The sequence below is a fragment of the Desulfovibrio sp. ZJ200 genome, from assembly GCF_011039095.1.
Classification (GTDB): Bacteria; Desulfobacterota; Desulfovibrionia; order Desulfovibrionales; family Desulfovibrionaceae; genus Desulfovibrio.
In genome coordinates, this window is record NZ_JAAKEH010000008.1 from 51,524 (window position 1) to 67,366 (window position 15,843).

A 15,843-nucleotide genomic window follows, 5' to 3' on the forward strand; every position below is an offset into this window, starting at 1 on the left:
TGCAGGCTTGATGTCTTTTGTGGAACGGCGTGCCGCGCTTTTGCCGCAGGGCGCAACGCCCGGGCCGACGCGCGGCGCATTGGGATCACTTATTCCGTCACGGGTGCCGTGGGGCGGATGGTCAGCACAGGCATATCGGCATTTTTGACCACCTTTTCAGCCACCGAGCCGAAGAGGATGCGGTCAATGCCCTTGCGGCCGTGGGTGCCCATCACCACGATGTCCACTTTTTCCTCATGGGCGCGGTTGAGAATCTCCTCGGCGGCGTAGCCGATCAAAACCTGGCCCCTGGCTTCCACGCCGGGGAAATTCTCGGCAACAAAGGCTTCCATGGATTTTTCCGCGCCGGTAACGATTTCGCCCACGAAATTTTCAATGGTGTTGGGCGGCACATGAAACCCCACATATTGGCTCAGCGAAGGGGCAGTGTACACCACAAGAACACTGGCTCCCAGAGCCTTGGCAAGCAGCGTGGCGTATTCGGCCACAGCCTTGCTGTGCTCGGAGAGATCCACCGCGCACAGAATCTTTTTGATTTCCTTCATGGCAGGCTCCTTTTCGCTGTGGGCTGCATTGTGTGACGGGGAGCTCCCGGCAGGGGCGGAAAAACCGCCGCCCTCGCCGAAGGCGCACGCGGTCAGACCGCATGTCTGTAGCTTTAACGTGTAGTAAAGCATAGGGTTTTTTGAGGGAATAGACAAGACCTTTTCCAAGGCATATATTCAGCGGCAAGGAAAAAAATTCCCCCCCGGTTCCGGGATGAAGCAATGAAAACAGAAAGTTAGCGGAATTTTATTCTGGCAAAGATTTTGCAAGTTATTGTGCGGAACGCCAACCCTGGAGGCGATATGAAGATCAACACCGAACAATTGGACGCCCTGCTGCGGCAGCAGGATCAGGCAGCCGGCGCGGTCCGCAAACAGCCCGGCAAGGGCGGCGGTTTTGCAGCCGCCCTGGCCGAGCAGCTTGAAATCAGCAGCGGCAGTGGCGCGCCCGCGGCGGCTCCGCTTCCGCCGGGCGCGCAGGCCGGGCTGATCAGCCAGATGCTGCTCGGCAATGTGGAAGAAACTCCCGCCCTCAATCCCGACGAGGATCTGCTGCGGGAGGCGTTCAACCAGGCTTCCGGCACGCTGGATTTGTGGGATTCCTATGTCGATGCGCTGGGCAAGCCCGCTGCCGGGGAATCCCTGCGCGAGGTCTATTCCCTGTTGCAGGGCATTGACGGCAAGGTGGCCGAGCTCAAACAGGGCACGGCCGGCGTGCGTGGCCAGAACCCCGGTTTCGATTCTCTGCTGAACGAGCTGGAAATCATGACCGCGACGGAAAAATTCAAATTCAACCGGGGCGACTACAACGCGTAGCCCCCTGCCTGAGTGATTGGAAAAGCCGCGGATTTCAGGGAGTCCGCGGCTTTTCCGTGCGCTCTGTCATTGCTTCGCGGTCGCCAGAGCAATTTTAAAGTGAAATGCTCTAGATGGAGCATTTTTTGATTGAAAATATCCATTTTTAATCACTTCGCTGCCATCATTTCGCGTCCAGAGCGCGGTCTGGACGCTCATTCGGCGCGGGCGCCAGCTAACGCTGTCGCCAGGGCGTTTAGCTAATTTCATTGGCAAAACGCTCTAGTTGTCACTTTTCTTTTTATATGGGCCTCTTTTCTTTGGCACTTCAATAGAGCATTTTCACTTTGAAAATGCTCTGCTGACGCGAAAGCGGCAGCCGCCGCAACGCGGCGTACATTCAGGCGAAAACCGCGTTTTTCGCCTGAATGCCACCTTTGACTTTCATAAAAAGTCAAAGGTAATCTGCTCTAGGTGCGAGGCTGGCAGGCCTGACTGCGGCTTGACAGAAGAGATGCAGTGCATATCTTATATTCTATACTGGCAACGCGTTGATTTCAGCGACAGAGAAACGGCGTTGTTATGTCATGCGCCGGAGACAAGCTGAAATCTATCCAGACCCCCGGCAGAATGTCGGGGTCTTTTTTTACAGTGACGTTGCCATGAACCAGAGAACCGGAACCCGTCCACGGCTTCCGCAAGATATGAGGAACAAAGAATGAACGCTTCAGTCAATACATCCGATACGACGAAAACAACGTCCAGATCCCAGACCATGAAGAAAAAAACCGTCGCCCGCGCCGCGGATAAGGGCATGTCTCATTCCGCGCAAAAAAACATGTCGGATATGGGCGAGAAAGCGCAAAGCATGGCCGGCGACAGCACCCGGGAATCCACGAAGGATATGAAGAGCAGAGCGCGTCAGACAGGCAGCAGCCTGAGCGAAAAGGCCCGCAAAAGCGGCAAAAGCATGGAAAGCGGCGCTCGTCAGGCCAAAGACTCCATGAGCGATGCCTTTCACGACGCCAAGAACAGCGTGAAAGACAAGGCGCATGAGCTCAAAAATTCCCTGAAGGACATGACCCGCTAAGCCGCCAGGCGCATCAGCCCGGATACGAAAAAATCCCTGACGCTCCTGCCGGACGCCGGGGCTTGCGCGTGCGCGGCTGATCTGCGCTGCAACAGCGGGAATGTCGTACCCCTCTGACCCAAGGGCTTGTGAGGCTCCCGCAAGACCCTCACAAGCCCTTGCCCGTCATAGAGCATATTGCTTTTAAAACGCTCTAAACCTGACCGGAGCCTGAAAAAAGCAGCGGGATCGCCGGGCCGGCTTATTTTTCAATCCAGGAAAGCAGGGCGTCAACAATCTTGCGGGCCTGTTCCGCGCTGGAAATGGTGAACTTGGATTGCTGGCGGTACTCGCCGCCGGATTTTTTATAACGCCGGATCACATACTTCTCCGGGCCGTAGTCATCGGTTTCCGGCCGCCATTGCTGATAGCGGAACAGAATTGTGGTCCAGGCGCCCTTGCTCAACACCACCTTGCCGATCTCTTTGATCAGGATCTGACCGTTTTCCTCATACTGCACAGTGAGATCATCAATGGTCTCGTTCAAAAAACTTCCTCGCACTCCGCGCGGCCGGGCCGCCTGGCCCCCGCGCTGTTAAATGTGGATTCGCATACGGCGCGGAACAGCGGAAAGGGGGGCGGCTCCTGCCGGAAATGCCGGTCAGCGGGGACGTCTGCCTTGAAAATCCGGCATTTCCAAAGCCGTCAGCTTCACCAGGAAGATGCCAGGCTGCCGATGGTGTGGCAACAGGCCTGCTCCGCGCCGGGCTGCTGCGGCGCTGACGCGCCTCAGACCCCGCTGTAGTTGGCCAGAATCCCCTTGACGTCCTCGGGCAACTGAGGGTGCTGCAACTGCATGGTCGCCGGGCCGGGGCCATAGAAGTCGGCCTTGGTCCGGGCCGCGGCGCTCATGGCCATCAGGTTTTCGGCCAGAGTCAGCTCCTGGCGGTTGTTCAGCTTCTGCCCCAGCATGGTCAGGACCTGATCCGTGGTCGATACGGGTTTGATTGTGGGCATATGCTCCATAGGGGGCCTCCTTGTCGAAAGCATTTTCCGATATACCGCGGCCGCGTGGGCTCAGAATCATGCCTGCAATAAAATCACGGGAAAAAAATCTGTTCTCCGGCCCGGCCCGCAAGGGCGCGCAGAGCGGAGGGCACGCCTGCTCGGACTGCCCTGCGCGGGGAGTTTCACACAGCTGACGCTCCAGAAACTAAAGTACCGATTTCAGCGCCATCCCGCAAGATTCCATCCGCGCGTCGGCGAAAAATCCGCAGGGCTGCAAAACGCTCTGCCGGGCGCGTCTCCGTTCACCGCACGCGCCAAAAAAATTTGCCCCGGCGCAGTTTTCAACGCGGGCCCCGCCCCGGCACGCCTGATCCGGCGGTCTGAAGCGGTCGGAAGACGTTCATGGCCGCAGAAGCATCAGCGCATAGCGTTCAACCGGGGCCAGATCGTCGGTGAGCGGCGCAATATCCCGGGCCACAGGCCGGAGATGCCTGGCGCGCAGCATGGCGGCCAGCTGTGGGGGCACAGGCGGGCTTTCCCCGTCCGGGGCCACCTCCCGCCCGCTTTCGGGCCGTTTTTCCGCAAAGGCCACGAGCATGAGGTTCTGCACCTCGGCAGGCCGCTCAGGCCGACCCACGCAAAAAACGCGCACATCCGGAAAAGCCGCGGCAAGAGCCTGGTAAATGCCCCGGAACAGACGCCCGTCCTCGCCTTCCACCGCGGCAATGAGATTCATCAGCAGCGCGCCGCCCGGAGCCACAGCCCGGCGCAAGGCCTGCGCGGCCTCCAGCGTGGCCATCTGAAAGGGCACGGAATAATGCGAGTTGAAAACATCCACAAAAACCAGATCATAGCGGCTGTTCTGCCGGTTCAGAAAAGCGCGGGCGTCCTCATGCAGCACAGTGAGCCGCGAATCCTGCCGCAGGCCGAACCAGCGCCGCGCAGCCGCGGTCATGGCCGGATCAAGCTCCACCACGGTCAGGCGCAGATCCCGGCCTCCGGGACCGCCGGGCGCGTGCGGGCGCGCCCGCCCGGCCAGCAGCCACTTGGGCACCGAATAGCCGCCCCCGCCGAGCATCAGCACGCTTTGCGCCCCGGGCACGAAATAGGGGCCCAAAGCGTAAAAACGGGTGTACTCGAAATAGAGCTCGTCCGGCGCGTCCAGATACATGCCGGACTGGCTGTAGCCGGGATCCGTGGCCATCAGGCGCACCCGCCTGTTGCCCTCGGCCGGGTCCAGGCCCTCGCTGATCCGAATGTTGTTGTAGGGGCTTTCCAGCATGACGCCCCGCCCGTTGCGCGCCAGCCATTGCCTGTAGAGCGTGTTCTGCCAGGCCAGCAGAACGCAGAGCGCCAGCAGAAGCAGCCGCAACAGCGGCCTGCCCGGCGCATTGCCCAGAGAAAGCAGCAGCATGCAGATGGCCGCGCCCCAAAGAATGATGGTGCTGGAAAAAAAGGAGATCAGCACAAAGCCGCCCAAAAAGGTGCCAAGAATGCTGCCCGCTGTGGAGAGCGCATACAGTCTGCCCACTGTGGCGCCGGAAGTGTCCACCCGGGCGATGCGCAGGCGGATTACATAGGGCGTGATCATCCCGAAAAAAAAGGCGGGCACGGCGAAAATGCCCGCAGCCGCGGCCACGGCCGCCAGATAGAGATTGCCGATGGCCGAGGTCACGCCCGCGCCCACCGCCGTATGGCAGAAGGCCGTCAGGCCGCAGCCGGCTCCGGCCCCGGCCAGAGCCTGGCCCAGGCCGGCGCGGGAAAGCTTTTTATCGGCCCGGCGCCCTCCGGCCCAGGCTCCCAGGGCCAGGCAGGCCAGCACCACGCCGATCAGACTGGTCCAGACAACGGCCGACGTGCCCACATGCGGGGCCAGCACCCGCGCGCCCACCATTTCCAGCACCATGACCAGAGCCCCGCTCAGAAAAACCGTCAGTTCAAGCATCAATCATCCTCATGGTCTTATCCGGGAGCACGCTCGCGGCAGGAGAGTGACAAGAGCCTCTCCTGCCCATGCAGCACGGTGTGGAATTGTTGAGGCAATCGCCCGCAACGCCGCTTTGCCCGACCTGGAGCATTTTTTGATTGAACATATCCATTTTCAATCAAAAAATGCTCTAATTGCATTAGCAAACCGCTCTAGCGCCTGCCCGCGAAAAAATCGCGCAGCAGCGCGGCGCAGGCTGCGGCCCGCACGCCACCCATCTGCCAGACCCGGTGGTTGCAGGGCGCGGCATCCAAATACTCGGCGCGGGAAACCACGGCCCCGGCCAGGGCGTCGGCCGCGCCGAAAACCAGCCCGGCCAGACGGGCGTGCGCCAGGGCCGCCGCGCACATGGCGCAGGGCTCCAGGGTGACCACCAGCACGCAACCCGCAAGGCGATAATTGCCCAGCGCCGCGCCCGCGGCGCGCAAAGCCAGAATTTCGGCATGCGCCGTGGGATCGTGCAGGCTGACCGGCGCGTTGCGCGCGCGGGCCAGGATGCGCCCGTCGGGCCCGGCAATCACGGCGCCCACCGGCACTTCGCCCGCGCGACCGCCCTTGGCCGCCGCTTCCAGGGCCAGATCCATGAGCCCTTCCCAGGTATGCCCGGGCGGCGGGGCCGGCACAGGCCCCGCAGCCTCGAAAACGCGCGGCAGAACAAGCGTCATGTCACGCCTCATCGGTCCATTCGGTGTGAAGATCGCACAGCCGGCGGCAGTCCCCGAAACGTTATGCAGTACGGGGTACTGGTGCGCTTGATGTGACACTACAGGATAATGATCTTGCACAGATGGTTGACCACTTCCTCGGGCGTGTCGCAGACCGTGACCAGTTTCTGGATCTCGGCCTCCTGGATAAAGCCCCCCGCGACCATGCTGTTGCGCAGCCATTCCAGAAAGCCGCTCCAGTAGCGCGAATCATACAGGATGATCGGAAAAGGCCGGGTGCGGCCGGTCTGGGCCAGCACAAAGGCCTCGGAAAGCTCGTCGATGGTGCCCATGCCGCCGGGCATGACCACATAGGCCATGGCGTATTTCACGAACATGAACTTGCGGATGAAAAAATAGCGGAAATTGCAGCGGGTTTTTACATATTTGTTGCAGCCCTGCTCGTGCGGCAGATGGATGTGCAGGCCCACGGACTCGCCCCCGGCCTCGCTGGCCCCCTTGTTGGCCGCCTCCATGATGCCCGGGCCGCCGCCGGTGATGATTCCGAAACCCGCCTGCACCAGCATGTGCGCGATCTTTTCCGCATCCTGATACTCCTGCATGTCCGGCGTGCAGCGGGCCGAGCCGAAAATGGAAATGCAGTTGCTCTTCAGGGCGTTGAGCTGATCCAGGGCCGTGACCATTTCCGCCATGATCCTGAACGTGCGCCAGGATTCGGTTGTCACGGAAGTCAGATCGTCCACAATATTTTGTCGTAACTCAGGCATGATTGCTCCTTGGGGCGGGGGCGCGCCGCGGGCGCGCCTGTTTTTCGCTTCGGCCAGTATATGTGCGCGGCCGGGCAAAGGCAATGCGTTCCGGGGCTGCGGCAAAACCCTGCGATTTCCCCGGGCATGCGCCTGCCCCGACCCGACGCGGGGCTTGCGCTTGGCCGCGATGACAGGCATAGTCGTACGGAAAAAACGCCCGTTCCGGGCCGCACTTCCGCAAAGGAGATGGCATGAAGGTTCAATTTCTGGGCGCGGCGCAGACCGTGACCGGCTCCTGCTACATGATCGAGGCCGGCGGCACGCGTTTCTGCGTGGACTGCGGCATGCACCAGGGCAACAAGGCCATTGAAGCCCGCAACCGCGAGGCCGGAATCTACGAGCCCGACGGCATTGACTTCATCCTGATCACCCACGCCCATATCGACCATTCGGGCCTGCTGCCCCTGCTGGTCAAAAACGGCTATGCCAATCCCGTCTACTGCACCAGGGCCACGGGCGAGCTGCTGGAGATCATGCTCCAGGACAGCGCCCACATTCAGGAAATGGAAGCCCAGTGGGAAGCCAAAAAGTACGAGCGCCGCGGCCTCAAAAATCCGCCTCCCGCGCTGTACGGCATGGAAGACGCCCAAAAAGCGGCCACCCTGTTTCAACCCGTGGACTACCACAGGACTTTCGAGCCCGCGCCGGGCATCCGCGTGACCTACTATGACGCCGGGCATATTCTGGGCTCCGGCTCCCTGCGCATCGAGGCCGAGGAGAACGGCAAAACCACCAGCCTGATCTTTTCCGGCGACATCGGCCGCCCCCAGTCCCTGATCGTGCGCGATCCGGAAAATCCGCCCGTGGCCGACTATGTGTTCATGGAATCCACCTACGGCGACCGCAATCATAAAAATGAAAGCACGAGCACCGAGGAACTGGCCGAAGCCATCGCCTACAGCCACAGCCGCGGCGAAAAGGTAATCATCCCGGCCTTTGCCGTGGAGCGCACCCAGGAAGTGCTCTACTGCCTGCACATTCTCAACAAACAGGGCAAACTGCCCGCGGACATGCCCGTTTTCGTGGACAGCCCCCTGGCCATCCGCGCCACGGAAGTCTTTCAGCGCCACCGCGAGCTTTTCGACGAGGACGCGCGGGCCCTGCTGAACAGCGGCGAAGATCCTTTTGCCCTGCCCCATCTGCGCTATACCATGAGCGCCGAGGAATCGCAGGCCATCAACAGCTATCAGGGCCCGGCCGTGGTCATTTCAGCCAGCGGCATGTGCAATGCCGGGCGAATCAAGCACCACCTCAAGCACAATATCTGGCGGCCCGGGGCCAGCGTGGTCTTTGTGGGCTACCAGGCCGTGGGCACGCCGGGCCGCAAACTGGTGGAGCGCGCCAAAAAGATCACGCTCTTCGGCGAGGATATGGAAGTGGCTGCGCGCATTTTCACCATCAACGGCTTTTCGGGCCATGCCGGGCAGAGCCAGCTGCTGGACTGGGCCGCCCCCCTGGCCCGGGACGGCGCGCACATCGTGCTGGTGCACGGCGAAAATTCGGCCCAGACCACGCTGGCCGGGCTCATTGAGCAACGGTTCGGCATCAGGCCCCTGATTCCCGCCTATCTTGAGGAAATGGTCCTGGAGGGCAGCCATCTGGCCCGGACCGTGCTGCATGAAGGCCAGGCGCACCCCAGGGTGGACTGGGCTTTTCTCACCGGCGAGCTGGAGCGCAAGTGGGATATGTTCAAGGGCAAGCTGGCCGATGTGGAGCAGCGCCCCTGGGTGGAGCAGACCGAACTGCAGGAGGCCCTGGCCAAGATGGATTACGCCATGACCCGCCTGCTCTCGCGCATGTAGGCGCGGCCCGGCATCCTGCGCGACATTCAACCGGATGGGAGCCGCCATGCGGATCATTGCCGGCAGATTGGGCGGTCGCGTGCTGAAAACCGTGCAGGGCGAAGGCTACCGTCCGGCCATGGGCAGAACGCGCGAGGCGCTTTTTTCCATGCTTGAGGCCCGGGGCCTGCGCTGGCACGGCGCGCGCGTGCTGGATCTTTTCGCGGGCAGCGGCAGCCTGGCGTTCGAGGCTCTGAGCCGGGGCGCGCTCTCGGCCCTGCTGGTGGAAAACGCGGCCCTGGCCGTGCGCTGCCTGCAACACAACATCGCGGCTCTGGGCCTTGCGGAGCAGGCCCGGCTGCGCAGGGAGGACGCGGCGCGCCTGCTGCGGCGACCGCCCATTGAGCCCTTTGATCTGGTCTTTATGGATCCGCCTTACCGCAAAAATCTGGCCCAGGCGGCCTTGCGCGCCCTGGCGGAAAACAACTGGCTGGCTCCGGGCGCCCTGGTGAGCGCGGAGATCGAAAAAGATCTCACACTTGCCCCGCCGCCCGCCCTCAACCTGCTGGCGGACCGCCTCTTCGGGCAGACCCGCATCTGTATCTGGACACTGCCATGAAAACAGCATTATACCCCGGGACTTTCGATCCCCTGACCAACGGTCATCTGAGCCTGATCCGCCGCGGCTGCGAGGTTTTTGATCAGGTTCTGGTGGCCGTGGCCGACAACACGCCCAAATTTCCGCTCTTCAGTCATGAGGAGCGCGTGCGGATGGCCCGCGAAGCCCTGAAAAACGAGCCCCGCGCCGTGGTGGAGCCGTTTTCGGGCCTGACCGTGGAATATGCGGCCGAGCGCGGGGCCTGCGCCATCCTGCGCGGGCTGCGCGCGGTCTCGGATTTTGAGTACGAATTCCAGTTGGCCCTGATGAACCGCCGTTTGCAACGCCACATCCAGACGGTCTTCATGATGACCGATTACCAATGGCTGTTCATCAGTTCCACCATTGTCAAGGCCGCGGCCAGCCACGGCGCGGACGTCAAGGGCCTGGTGCCGGAAAACGTGCGCCGCATGCTCATGGAAAAATACGACAAGGGCCAGGTGCGCCGGGGCACGCCCTGTCTGGCCGCGCCGCACGGCGGCTTTCGCGTGCCGGAATGAGCCTGCGGGCAACCCCGGTTCCGGCCGCGCCGTCGGCGTCCCGGCCCGCGCCCGTGATCTGTCTGGCCGGGCCCACGGGCGCGGGCAAGACCGCGGCGGCCCTGGCCCTGGCCGAAGCTCTGGACGGCGAGGTGATCAACGCCGATTCCCGGCAGGTCTATGCCGACTTTCCGCTGATCACGGCCCAGCCCTCGCCGGAAGAGCGCGCCCGCTGCGGCCATCATCTCTACGGTTTTCTGCCCGCAACGCAAAAGATCAGCGCCGGGCAATGGGCGGAGCAGGCCGCGGCCAGGGCCCGGCAACTGCTGGCGCGCGGCAGGACGCCCCTGCTGGTGGGCGGCACGGGCCTCTATTTTCAGGCCCTGCTGCGCGGCATTGCCCAAATCCCGCCTGTGGAGCCGGCCATCGCCGCGCGCCTGCAGGCCCGCCTGGAGGCGGAAGGCGCGCCCGCGCTGCATGGCGAGCTGGCCGCGGCGGACCCGGCCTATGCGGCGCGCATCCACCCGCACGACCGCCAGCGCATCGGCCGCGCCCTGGAAGTGCTGGAGGGCACGGGCCGCCCGTTCAGCTGGTGGCACGCGAACGCCATGAGCCCCCCGCTCTGCCGGGGCCCCCTGCTGGTGCTCAATGCGGATCTGGCCTGGCTGGAGCCGCGCCTGGCGCGGCGGCTGGATCTGATGCTGGCCGCCGGCGCCCTGGACGAGGCCCGGCAGGCTCTGACCCGCTGCGACGATCCGGCCGCGCCCGGCTGGTCGGGCATCGGCGCGGCCGAAGCTCTGGCCCATCTGCAAGGCCGCATCAGCCTTGAGCAGTGCCGCAGCCTCTGGCTGCGCAATACCCGCGCCTATGCCAAACGCCAGTTGACCTGGTTCCGGGCCCGTGCCGAGGCGCTTTTTCTGCCGCCTGACGATCCCGCGGCCGTGCTGGCGCAGGCCCGGCGGCACTGGGCCCGCTGAATCGCGAAGGCAGAAAATGTGCCCCCTGCCGTGATTCCGGAAAGCCCGCGGGCGGCAGGGGCCGCGCCAAGGCTTTTGGATGCCTCCGGCGGCCCGCACGCGCACGCGGGTTTTGTCGCCTGCAACGAACGCGGCTTTTTTTTGATGAAAATTTTCTCAATGCCCTGTTTTTCCGGGCTTGAGAACCCCTTTCAACGCGCCCCCCCTCCTTGACGTGCTTCGCGCCCTGGGCTACCGTGGCGGCATCTGACCGTCTGCCCCTCCGGGGGGCCGGAGGCAGCCCGCGGCGCGGTGCCGCGGGCTGGGTATGTTGGGGTACTGTATGCAAAAGGACAAGCATATGAGGAACGGCACAACACTGCTTCTGCTGGCGGCGATGGCCCTGGCCGGCGCGGCGTGTCTGACGGCCTGGGGGGCGGGCTCTGCGGCCGCGGCTGCCCTGGAGGCCACGGACAGCGGCGCGCCGTCGGCCATGGTCATCTTCCCGGTGGGCGAAAAGCCCAATCCCAAGGGCTCGGCCATGAAACCCGTGGTCTTCAATCACCTGATCCACGAGAAAAAAATCGAAAACTGCGAGTCCTGCCACCATACGGGCGATACGGTGGCTTGTACCTCCTGTCATACGGTGGAAGGCAAAGCCGAGGGCAATTTCATCACCCTTGAGCGGGCCATGCACGCCACGAACATCGCCCAACGCCCCAAGGGCGAGAATACGCCGCAGAGTTGTGTGAGCTGTCATGAGCAGCAGCTCAAGCGCCGGGAATGCGCGGGCTGTCATGTTCTTGTAAAACCCAGGCGCGACGCGGCCTGGTGCGCGTCCTGCCATAATGTGACGCCCGCCATGACCAATGCCCAGTTGCAACAGGGCATTGCCGGGGAGCTGCCCGCTGAAGAAAACGAGGCCCTGGCCGCGAAAACCGTGCTGGCCCAAAAGCCCGTGCCCTATCTTGCGCCCAAGGATGCCCCGCTCAAGGTGGTCATCGGCGAGCTGGCCAAAGAATACAAGCCGACCCTGTTCACCCACCGCCGCCATCTCAATTCGCTGATGGAGGGGATCAAGGACGACAAGCTGGCCCAGGCCTTCCACACCCGGCCGGAAACGCTCTGCGCGGCCTGCCATCATTACAGCCCGCTTTCGGCCACGCCGCCCAAGTGCAGCAGTTGCCACAGCGCGGCCATTGATCCCAGGCATCCGGAGCGCCCGCAGCTCAAGGCCGCGTACCATCTGCAATGCATGGGCTGCCACACGGCCATGAAAGTCGGTCGTCCCAGGAGCACCGACTGCACAACCTGCCATAAACGCGCCGATTAGTAGGGAGAAGGCATTATGAATCGCAGAAAATTCCTGACTATTCTGGGAAGCGCGGGCGTGGTTTCGGCACTGGGCACGGCCAAAGTGGCCAAAGCCGCCTCCCATACCTTTCCGTACTATGAAGAAAGCTACGGCGTGCTGCACGACACGACCCGCTGCATCGGCTGCCGCCGCTGTGAAGCGGCCTGCAATAAAGTGAATCATCTGCCCAGGCCGGCCAAGCCCTTCACGGATCTTTCGGTCACGGAAACCCGCCGCCGCACCACGGCGTACGAATGGACCGTGGTCAACAAGTACGAAATGAACGGCAAGCCGGTTTTCCGCAAATTGCAGTGCTTCCACTGCAATGATCCGGCCTGCGCCTCGGCCTGCTTCGCCAAATGTTTCCAGAAGCTGCCCGACGGCACAGTGGCCTATGACGGCTCGCAATGCGTGGGCTGCCGCTACTGCATGGTGGCCTGTCCTTTCTATGTGCCGGGCTTCCAGTATGACGAGGCCTTTGACCCCCTGGTGCAAAAATGCACCTTTTGCGAGCCCCGCCTCAAAGAAGGCAAACTCCCCGGCTGCGTGGAAGCCTGCCCGGTGAACGCCCTGACCTTCGGCAAGCGCAGCGACCTGATCAAAGCGGCCCGCGCGCGCATTGCCGACAATCCCGGCAAGTACGTGAATTATGTCTACGGCGAATGGGACGCGGGCGGCACAGCCTGGATGGTTCTGGCCCCGGCCGCGGGCACGGCCGAAGCCGTGCGGCCCAACAACGCGGCCGACGCCGGGCCGGCTCTGGAGCAACTGGGCCTGAACACCCATCTGGGCAAGCAGCCCATGGGCGAGCTGACCTATGGAGCCTTGGGCGCGGTGCCCATGATCGTGGCCTTCTGGCCCGTGCTCTTCGGCGGGGCCTACGCCATCAGCAAGCGCCGCGAGGCCGTGCACAAGGCCGAACAGGACAAGGTCGTCGCTCAGGCCAAAGAAGACGTGACCGCCGCCGTGGACGCCGCCGTGCGCAAGATTGAGGAAACCCAGGGCCCGGGCGCGGCCGAAACGGCCCGCAGGGCCATGGCCGAGGCCCTGAAAGCCAGGGAAGCCAGGACGGCGCATCCTGACGGACACGGGGAGGATAAGTAAATGGAAAACCACGGCATCGTCATTCCCACCAAAGACAAGCTGTTCAATCTCGATCCGCTGCTGCGCCGCACGCCGGGCAATATCATCACCTGGATCATTCTGGCGGTGGGCCTGGTCATCACCGTGATCCGCTTCACCCAGGGCATCGGCTCGGTCACGAATCTGGACGACAATCAGCCCTGGGGCCTGTGGATCGGCTTTGACCTGCTCTGCGGCGTGTGCCTTGCGGCGGGCGGCTACTTCACAACCGTGGCCTGCTATGTGATGGGCATGAAGCAGTTCCACTCCGCGGTGCGCCCGGCCGTGACCACGGCCTTTCTGGGCTACGCTTTCGTGGTCGTGGCCCTGCTCTACGACCTCGGCCATCCATTGCGCCTGCCGTACATGTTCTTCTTTCCCGGCACCACTTCCGTGCTTTTTGAAGTGGGCCTGTGCGTGGCCACATACGTCACCGTGCTTTTCATCGAATTTTCCGTGGCGCCCATGGAGTGGCTGTCCCGGAGATTCCCCTTCCTGCTCTCCTGGCACAGCCTGGTGAACCGGGCCACGATTTTGCTGACCATCTTCGGCGTGACCCTCTCCACCCTGCACCAATCCTCGCTGGGCGCACTCTATCTGATTGCGCCGGAAAAACTGCATCCGCTCTGGTACTCCCCCTTCATGCCCATGTTCTTCTTCGTCAGCTCCATGGCCGCGGGCGCGTCCATGGTCATTTTTGAAGGCATGTTCGCACACAAGGGCGTACATCAGTACATGGACGCCACGCATCTGCGCGAGGCCGACGGGGTCGTCTTCAGTTTCTCCAGGGCCGCCTCGTTCATTCTCTTCGCCTATTTCATGCTCAAGCTTATCGACATGCTGGTGCAGGCCAACATCCCCTACCTTTTCTCGGGCTACGGCATGTGGTGGCTGGTGGAAATGCTCTGCTTCGTGCTCTTGCCCGCCCTGCTCTACGCCAAGGGCGCGCGCGACCAGAACCTGTGTCTTTGCCGCTTTGCCGCGGCCAACACGGTGCTCGGCATTGTGCTCAACCGCTTCAATGTCTCCATGATTGCCTTCAATTACAATCTGCCCTCGGCGGAGCGCTATTTCCCGAGCATCTGGGAAATCTGCATCTCCATTTTTGTGGTGACCATGATTGTGACGGCATACCGCTTCATTGTGTATAACATGCCCGTGCTCTATGAACATCCCGACTTCAAGGATGCGCACTGAGCAGCATGATCAAACAGGCCCGCGGGGGCCGCGCCGGGCAGCATAACACCGGCCGGCCCCACGGGAAGCGCGGCAGAAGCCGCCCGCATGGCATGCGTTGAAGCGCGCGCCGGGCTCCGGCGTTTTCAAGAGGAGATCACTATGGAATTCAACACGTTCTATCAATACTTCCTGTATACCAAGAGCTGGGCGTACATCATGATGTTTGTGGTGCTGCCCGTCTATGTGCTGTACTGGAACTTCATACTCTATCCGGCCAGGAAAAAACGCAATAACAGTCCGAAGTAAGAGAGCATTAGAGCGGTTTGCTGTTGAAAACGGCAACCGCTCTGGCGACCGCGGAGCGGACGCCCGCGCCGGCGGTAGCCGTCAGCAAGCTTTGCTTGCTTGCGGATAGCGACAGCGGTTGCGTTGGCTGGCTGTCGCAGTAACCAGTTGCTGTCTTCATCCGTAGCTTCCTTCGTCGCAACGGCTGAAGCAATGAGCCTGAAAACCACGCTTTTCAGGCGCTTGTCCCGCTTGCGGGGGCTTGTCCCGCTTGCGGGGAAATGATGGCAGCGCCGCTTTTGAAATTGAATAATTTCAAAAGCAAAATGCTCTAGCGGACAGGGCGGGGCCGTCGCGCACAGGCAGGCGCAGCGGCCCCGCCGCCTGTACATTCCCCGCCTGCTGCCCCCCGCAGCGCCGCCCCCAAGTCTTTGGCCGGGCCACCCCGCCGGGCTTTTGGATGCCGCCGGGGCGCGCCCCGCGCGCCCCGCGCGCTTGCCGTTCCGCCTTGAATGCTTATTCTACCTTGCAGTGAGGTTCAGCCATGTGTCTTGCCATCCCCGCCCAGATCGTGGAGCTTCAGGAAGAAGGCATGGCCCGCGTGCGCGTGGGCGAAAGCCATACTTTTTTGACGGCCTCCATGATGCTTTTGCCCGAACCGCCGCACGTCGGCGATTATGTGATAGTCCATGCCGGTTTTGCCATGCATGCCCTCAGCCCTCAGGAGGCGCAGGACAGCCTGGCTGCCCTGCGCGAGCTGGCTGAAGCCATGGAGGGCAGCCCGGCGCAATTCTGAAAGCTTTTGCGCTCCTGCGAAGGCCGCCCCTGTGACCTTCCCGGGCTGACGGCAAACTCCGCTTCGCGGGTTTTGTGCTGCCGGGCGCAGAAAGGCATGCAAAACGTTTGAGTAACGGCGCGGCGCAGCCGCGACCTGCGCATACTTCTCAGGGCTGCCGACTTTGTCCCAGCCTCAGAAAGGCCGCATAGCAGGGCTGACGCATCGTATGCGGCAGCCGGGACTTTCACCTTTTCGATGATTTCCTAAAAAAATTCGTTTTGAATTTCAAATTGTTGCAATGTCATTTTCATTGAAGGCGTGAATATCTCCGGCAGCCCCGCTTCTTGACTTTAGACCCGTCTTTGCCCACACT

The 15,843-nt window shown here is 62.4% G+C and carries 18 protein-coding genes; 12 read left to right on the forward strand and 6 right to left on the reverse strand.

Annotation, left to right across the window (positions count from 1 at the left end; genetic code table 11):
- Nucleotides 1–89: 89 nt before the first annotated feature.
- A complete protein-coding gene (locus tag G7Y52_RS04045) occupies nucleotides 90–545 on the reverse strand; it encodes a universal stress protein (RefSeq protein WP_165066456.1) in 456 nt (151 codons plus the stop codon).
- Between the two features lie 303 nt (nucleotides 546–848).
- Between G7Y52_RS04045 and G7Y52_RS04050 the strand changes: the two genes are divergently transcribed.
- From G7Y52_RS04050 to G7Y52_RS04060, 3 genes are all read left to right on the forward strand, one after another.
- Nucleotides 849–1,361: a hypothetical protein gene (locus G7Y52_RS04050; protein ID WP_165066459.1), complete on the forward strand. Its 513-nt coding sequence runs from the start codon at nucleotides 849–851 to the stop codon at nucleotides 1,359–1,361.
- Nucleotides 1,362–1,626: 265 nt separating this feature from the next.
- Entirely contained in the window at nucleotides 1,627–1,947 is a 321-nt protein-coding gene (locus tag G7Y52_RS04055; protein WP_165066462.1) for a hypothetical protein, read from the forward strand.
- A 168-nt stretch (nucleotides 1,948–2,115) separates the two neighbouring features.
- Entirely contained in the window at nucleotides 2,116–2,430 is a 315-nt protein-coding gene (locus tag G7Y52_RS04060; protein WP_206215182.1) for a hypothetical protein, read from the forward strand.
- Nucleotides 2,431–2,671: 241 nt separating this feature from the next.
- On the opposite strand, the gene G7Y52_RS04065 is transcribed toward G7Y52_RS04060, so the two are convergent.
- The 5 genes from G7Y52_RS04065 to G7Y52_RS04085 all read right to left on the reverse strand — a co-directional run bounded on the left by G7Y52_RS04065 (nucleotide 2,672) and on the right by G7Y52_RS04085 (nucleotide 6,836).
- The gene (locus G7Y52_RS04065) at nucleotides 2,672–2,956 is read right to left on the reverse strand and encodes a hypothetical protein (protein WP_165066468.1); all 285 of its coding nucleotides are present in this window, start codon (nucleotides 2,954–2,956) and stop codon (nucleotides 2,672–2,674) included.
- 242 nt (nucleotides 2,957–3,198) lie between these two features.
- Nucleotides 3,199–3,435 (reverse strand): hypothetical protein, encoded by a 237-nt coding sequence (locus G7Y52_RS04070; protein ID WP_165066471.1) that lies wholly within the window; start codon nucleotides 3,433–3,435, stop codon nucleotides 3,199–3,201.
- Nucleotides 3,436–3,817: 382 nt separating this feature from the next.
- On the reverse strand, nucleotides 3,818–5,362 hold the full coding sequence (locus tag G7Y52_RS04075) for a fused MFS/spermidine synthase (RefSeq protein WP_165066501.1): 1,545 nt from the start codon (nucleotides 5,360–5,362) through the stop codon (nucleotides 3,818–3,820).
- Between the two features lie 194 nt (nucleotides 5,363–5,556).
- Complete coding sequence (locus G7Y52_RS04080; protein ID WP_241159583.1) at nucleotides 5,557–6,069, reverse strand: nucleoside deaminase; 513 nt, start codon at nucleotides 6,067–6,069, stop codon at nucleotides 5,557–5,559.
- A gap of 98 nt (nucleotides 6,070–6,167) precedes the next feature.
- The gene (locus G7Y52_RS04085) at nucleotides 6,168–6,836 is read right to left on the reverse strand and encodes a TIGR00730 family Rossman fold protein (RefSeq protein ID WP_165066504.1); all 669 of its coding nucleotides are present in this window, start codon (nucleotides 6,834–6,836) and stop codon (nucleotides 6,168–6,170) included.
- A gap of 233 nt (nucleotides 6,837–7,069) precedes the next feature.
- Here G7Y52_RS04085 and G7Y52_RS04090 point away from each other — a divergent pair, with 233 nt between their 5' ends.
- The 9 genes from G7Y52_RS04090 (at nucleotide 7,070) to G7Y52_RS04130 (ending at nucleotide 15,488) form a co-directional block, all read left to right on the forward strand.
- On the forward strand, nucleotides 7,070–8,680 hold the full coding sequence (locus G7Y52_RS04090; protein WP_165066507.1) for an MBL fold metallo-hydrolase: 1,611 nt from the start codon (nucleotides 7,070–7,072) through the stop codon (nucleotides 8,678–8,680).
- A 46-nt stretch (nucleotides 8,681–8,726) separates the two neighbouring features.
- Nucleotides 8,727–9,278 (forward strand): 16S rRNA (guanine(966)-N(2))-methyltransferase RsmD, encoded by a 552-nt coding sequence (gene rsmD / locus G7Y52_RS04095; protein WP_165066509.1) that lies wholly within the window; start codon nucleotides 8,727–8,729, stop codon nucleotides 9,276–9,278.
- Nucleotides 9,275–9,817, forward strand: coding sequence for a pantetheine-phosphate adenylyltransferase (gene coaD / locus G7Y52_RS04100; protein WP_165066511.1), 543 nt, complete (start codon nucleotides 9,275–9,277; stop codon nucleotides 9,815–9,817). The genes rsmD and coaD overlap by 4 nt, the downstream gene beginning before the upstream one ends.
- Nucleotides 9,814–10,773 carry a tRNA (adenosine(37)-N6)-dimethylallyltransferase MiaA gene (miaA, locus tag G7Y52_RS04105; RefSeq protein ID WP_165066513.1) on the forward strand — a complete coding sequence of 320 codons (960 nt, stop codon included), beginning with the start codon at nucleotides 9,814–9,816 and terminating at the stop codon, nucleotides 10,771–10,773. Before coaD ends, miaA begins: the two co-directional genes overlap by 4 nt.
- Nucleotides 10,774–11,113: 340 nt before the next feature.
- A complete protein-coding gene (locus G7Y52_RS04110) occupies nucleotides 11,114–12,085 on the forward strand; it encodes a cytochrome c3 family protein (RefSeq protein ID WP_165066515.1) in 972 nt (323 codons plus the stop codon).
- A 15-nt stretch (nucleotides 12,086–12,100) separates the two neighbouring features.
- A complete protein-coding gene (gene hmcB, locus G7Y52_RS04115) occupies nucleotides 12,101–13,210 on the forward strand; it encodes a sulfate respiration complex iron-sulfur protein HmcB (protein WP_165066519.1) in 1,110 nt (369 codons plus the stop codon).
- Nucleotides 13,211–14,425 carry a sulfate respiration complex protein HmcC gene (gene hmcC, locus G7Y52_RS04120; RefSeq protein ID WP_165066522.1) on the forward strand — a complete coding sequence of 405 codons (1,215 nt, stop codon included), beginning with the start codon at nucleotides 13,211–13,213 and terminating at the stop codon, nucleotides 14,423–14,425.
- 141 nt (nucleotides 14,426–14,566) lie between these two features.
- Nucleotides 14,567–14,713, forward strand: a complete 147-nt coding sequence (locus G7Y52_RS04125; protein ID WP_165066525.1) for a hypothetical protein — start codon at nucleotides 14,567–14,569, stop codon at nucleotides 14,711–14,713.
- Between the two features lie 523 nt (nucleotides 14,714–15,236).
- Nucleotides 15,237–15,488, forward strand: a complete 252-nt coding sequence (locus G7Y52_RS04130) for a HypC/HybG/HupF family hydrogenase formation chaperone (RefSeq protein ID WP_165066527.1) — start codon at nucleotides 15,237–15,239, stop codon at nucleotides 15,486–15,488.
- Nucleotides 15,489–15,843: the final 355 nt, after the last annotated feature.

Coding starts and splice junctions, on each gene's coding strand:
- G7Y52_RS04045 (WP_165066456.1), bottom strand. CDS start 545: ATGAAGGAAATCAAAAAGATTCTGTGCGCGGTGGATCTCTCCGAGCAC.
- G7Y52_RS04050 (WP_165066459.1), top strand. CDS start 849: ATGAAGATCAACACCGAACAATTGGACGCCCTGCTGCGGCAGCAGGAT.
- G7Y52_RS04060 (WP_206215182.1), top strand. CDS start 2,116: ATGAAGAAAAAAACCGTCGCCCGCGCCGCGGATAAGGGCATGTCTCAT.
- G7Y52_RS04070 (WP_165066471.1), bottom strand. CDS start 3,435: ATGGAGCATATGCCCACAATCAAACCCGTATCGACCACGGATCAGGTC.
- G7Y52_RS04075 (WP_165066501.1), bottom strand. CDS start 5,362: ATGCTTGAACTGACGGTTTTTCTGAGCGGGGCTCTGGTCATGGTGCTG.
- G7Y52_RS04080 (WP_241159583.1), bottom strand. CDS start 6,069: ATGACGCTTGTTCTGCCGCGCGTTTTCGAGGCTGCGGGGCCTGTGCCG.
- G7Y52_RS04085 (WP_165066504.1), bottom strand. CDS start 6,836: ATGCCTGAGTTACGACAAAATATTGTGGACGATCTGACTTCCGTGACA.
- G7Y52_RS04090 (WP_165066507.1), top strand. CDS start 7,070: ATGAAGGTTCAATTTCTGGGCGCGGCGCAGACCGTGACCGGCTCCTGC.
- rsmD (WP_165066509.1), top strand. CDS start 8,727: ATGCGGATCATTGCCGGCAGATTGGGCGGTCGCGTGCTGAAAACCGTG.
- coaD (WP_165066511.1), top strand. CDS start 9,275: ATGAAAACAGCATTATACCCCGGGACTTTCGATCCCCTGACCAACGGT.
- miaA (WP_165066513.1), top strand. CDS start 9,814: ATGAGCCTGCGGGCAACCCCGGTTCCGGCCGCGCCGTCGGCGTCCCGG.
- G7Y52_RS04110 (WP_165066515.1), top strand. CDS start 11,114: ATGAGGAACGGCACAACACTGCTTCTGCTGGCGGCGATGGCCCTGGCC.
- hmcB (WP_165066519.1), top strand. CDS start 12,101: ATGAATCGCAGAAAATTCCTGACTATTCTGGGAAGCGCGGGCGTGGTT.
- hmcC (WP_165066522.1), top strand. CDS start 13,211: ATGGAAAACCACGGCATCGTCATTCCCACCAAAGACAAGCTGTTCAAT.
- G7Y52_RS04125 (WP_165066525.1), top strand. CDS start 14,567: ATGGAATTCAACACGTTCTATCAATACTTCCTGTATACCAAGAGCTGG.
- G7Y52_RS04130 (WP_165066527.1), top strand. CDS start 15,237: ATGTGTCTTGCCATCCCCGCCCAGATCGTGGAGCTTCAGGAAGAAGGC.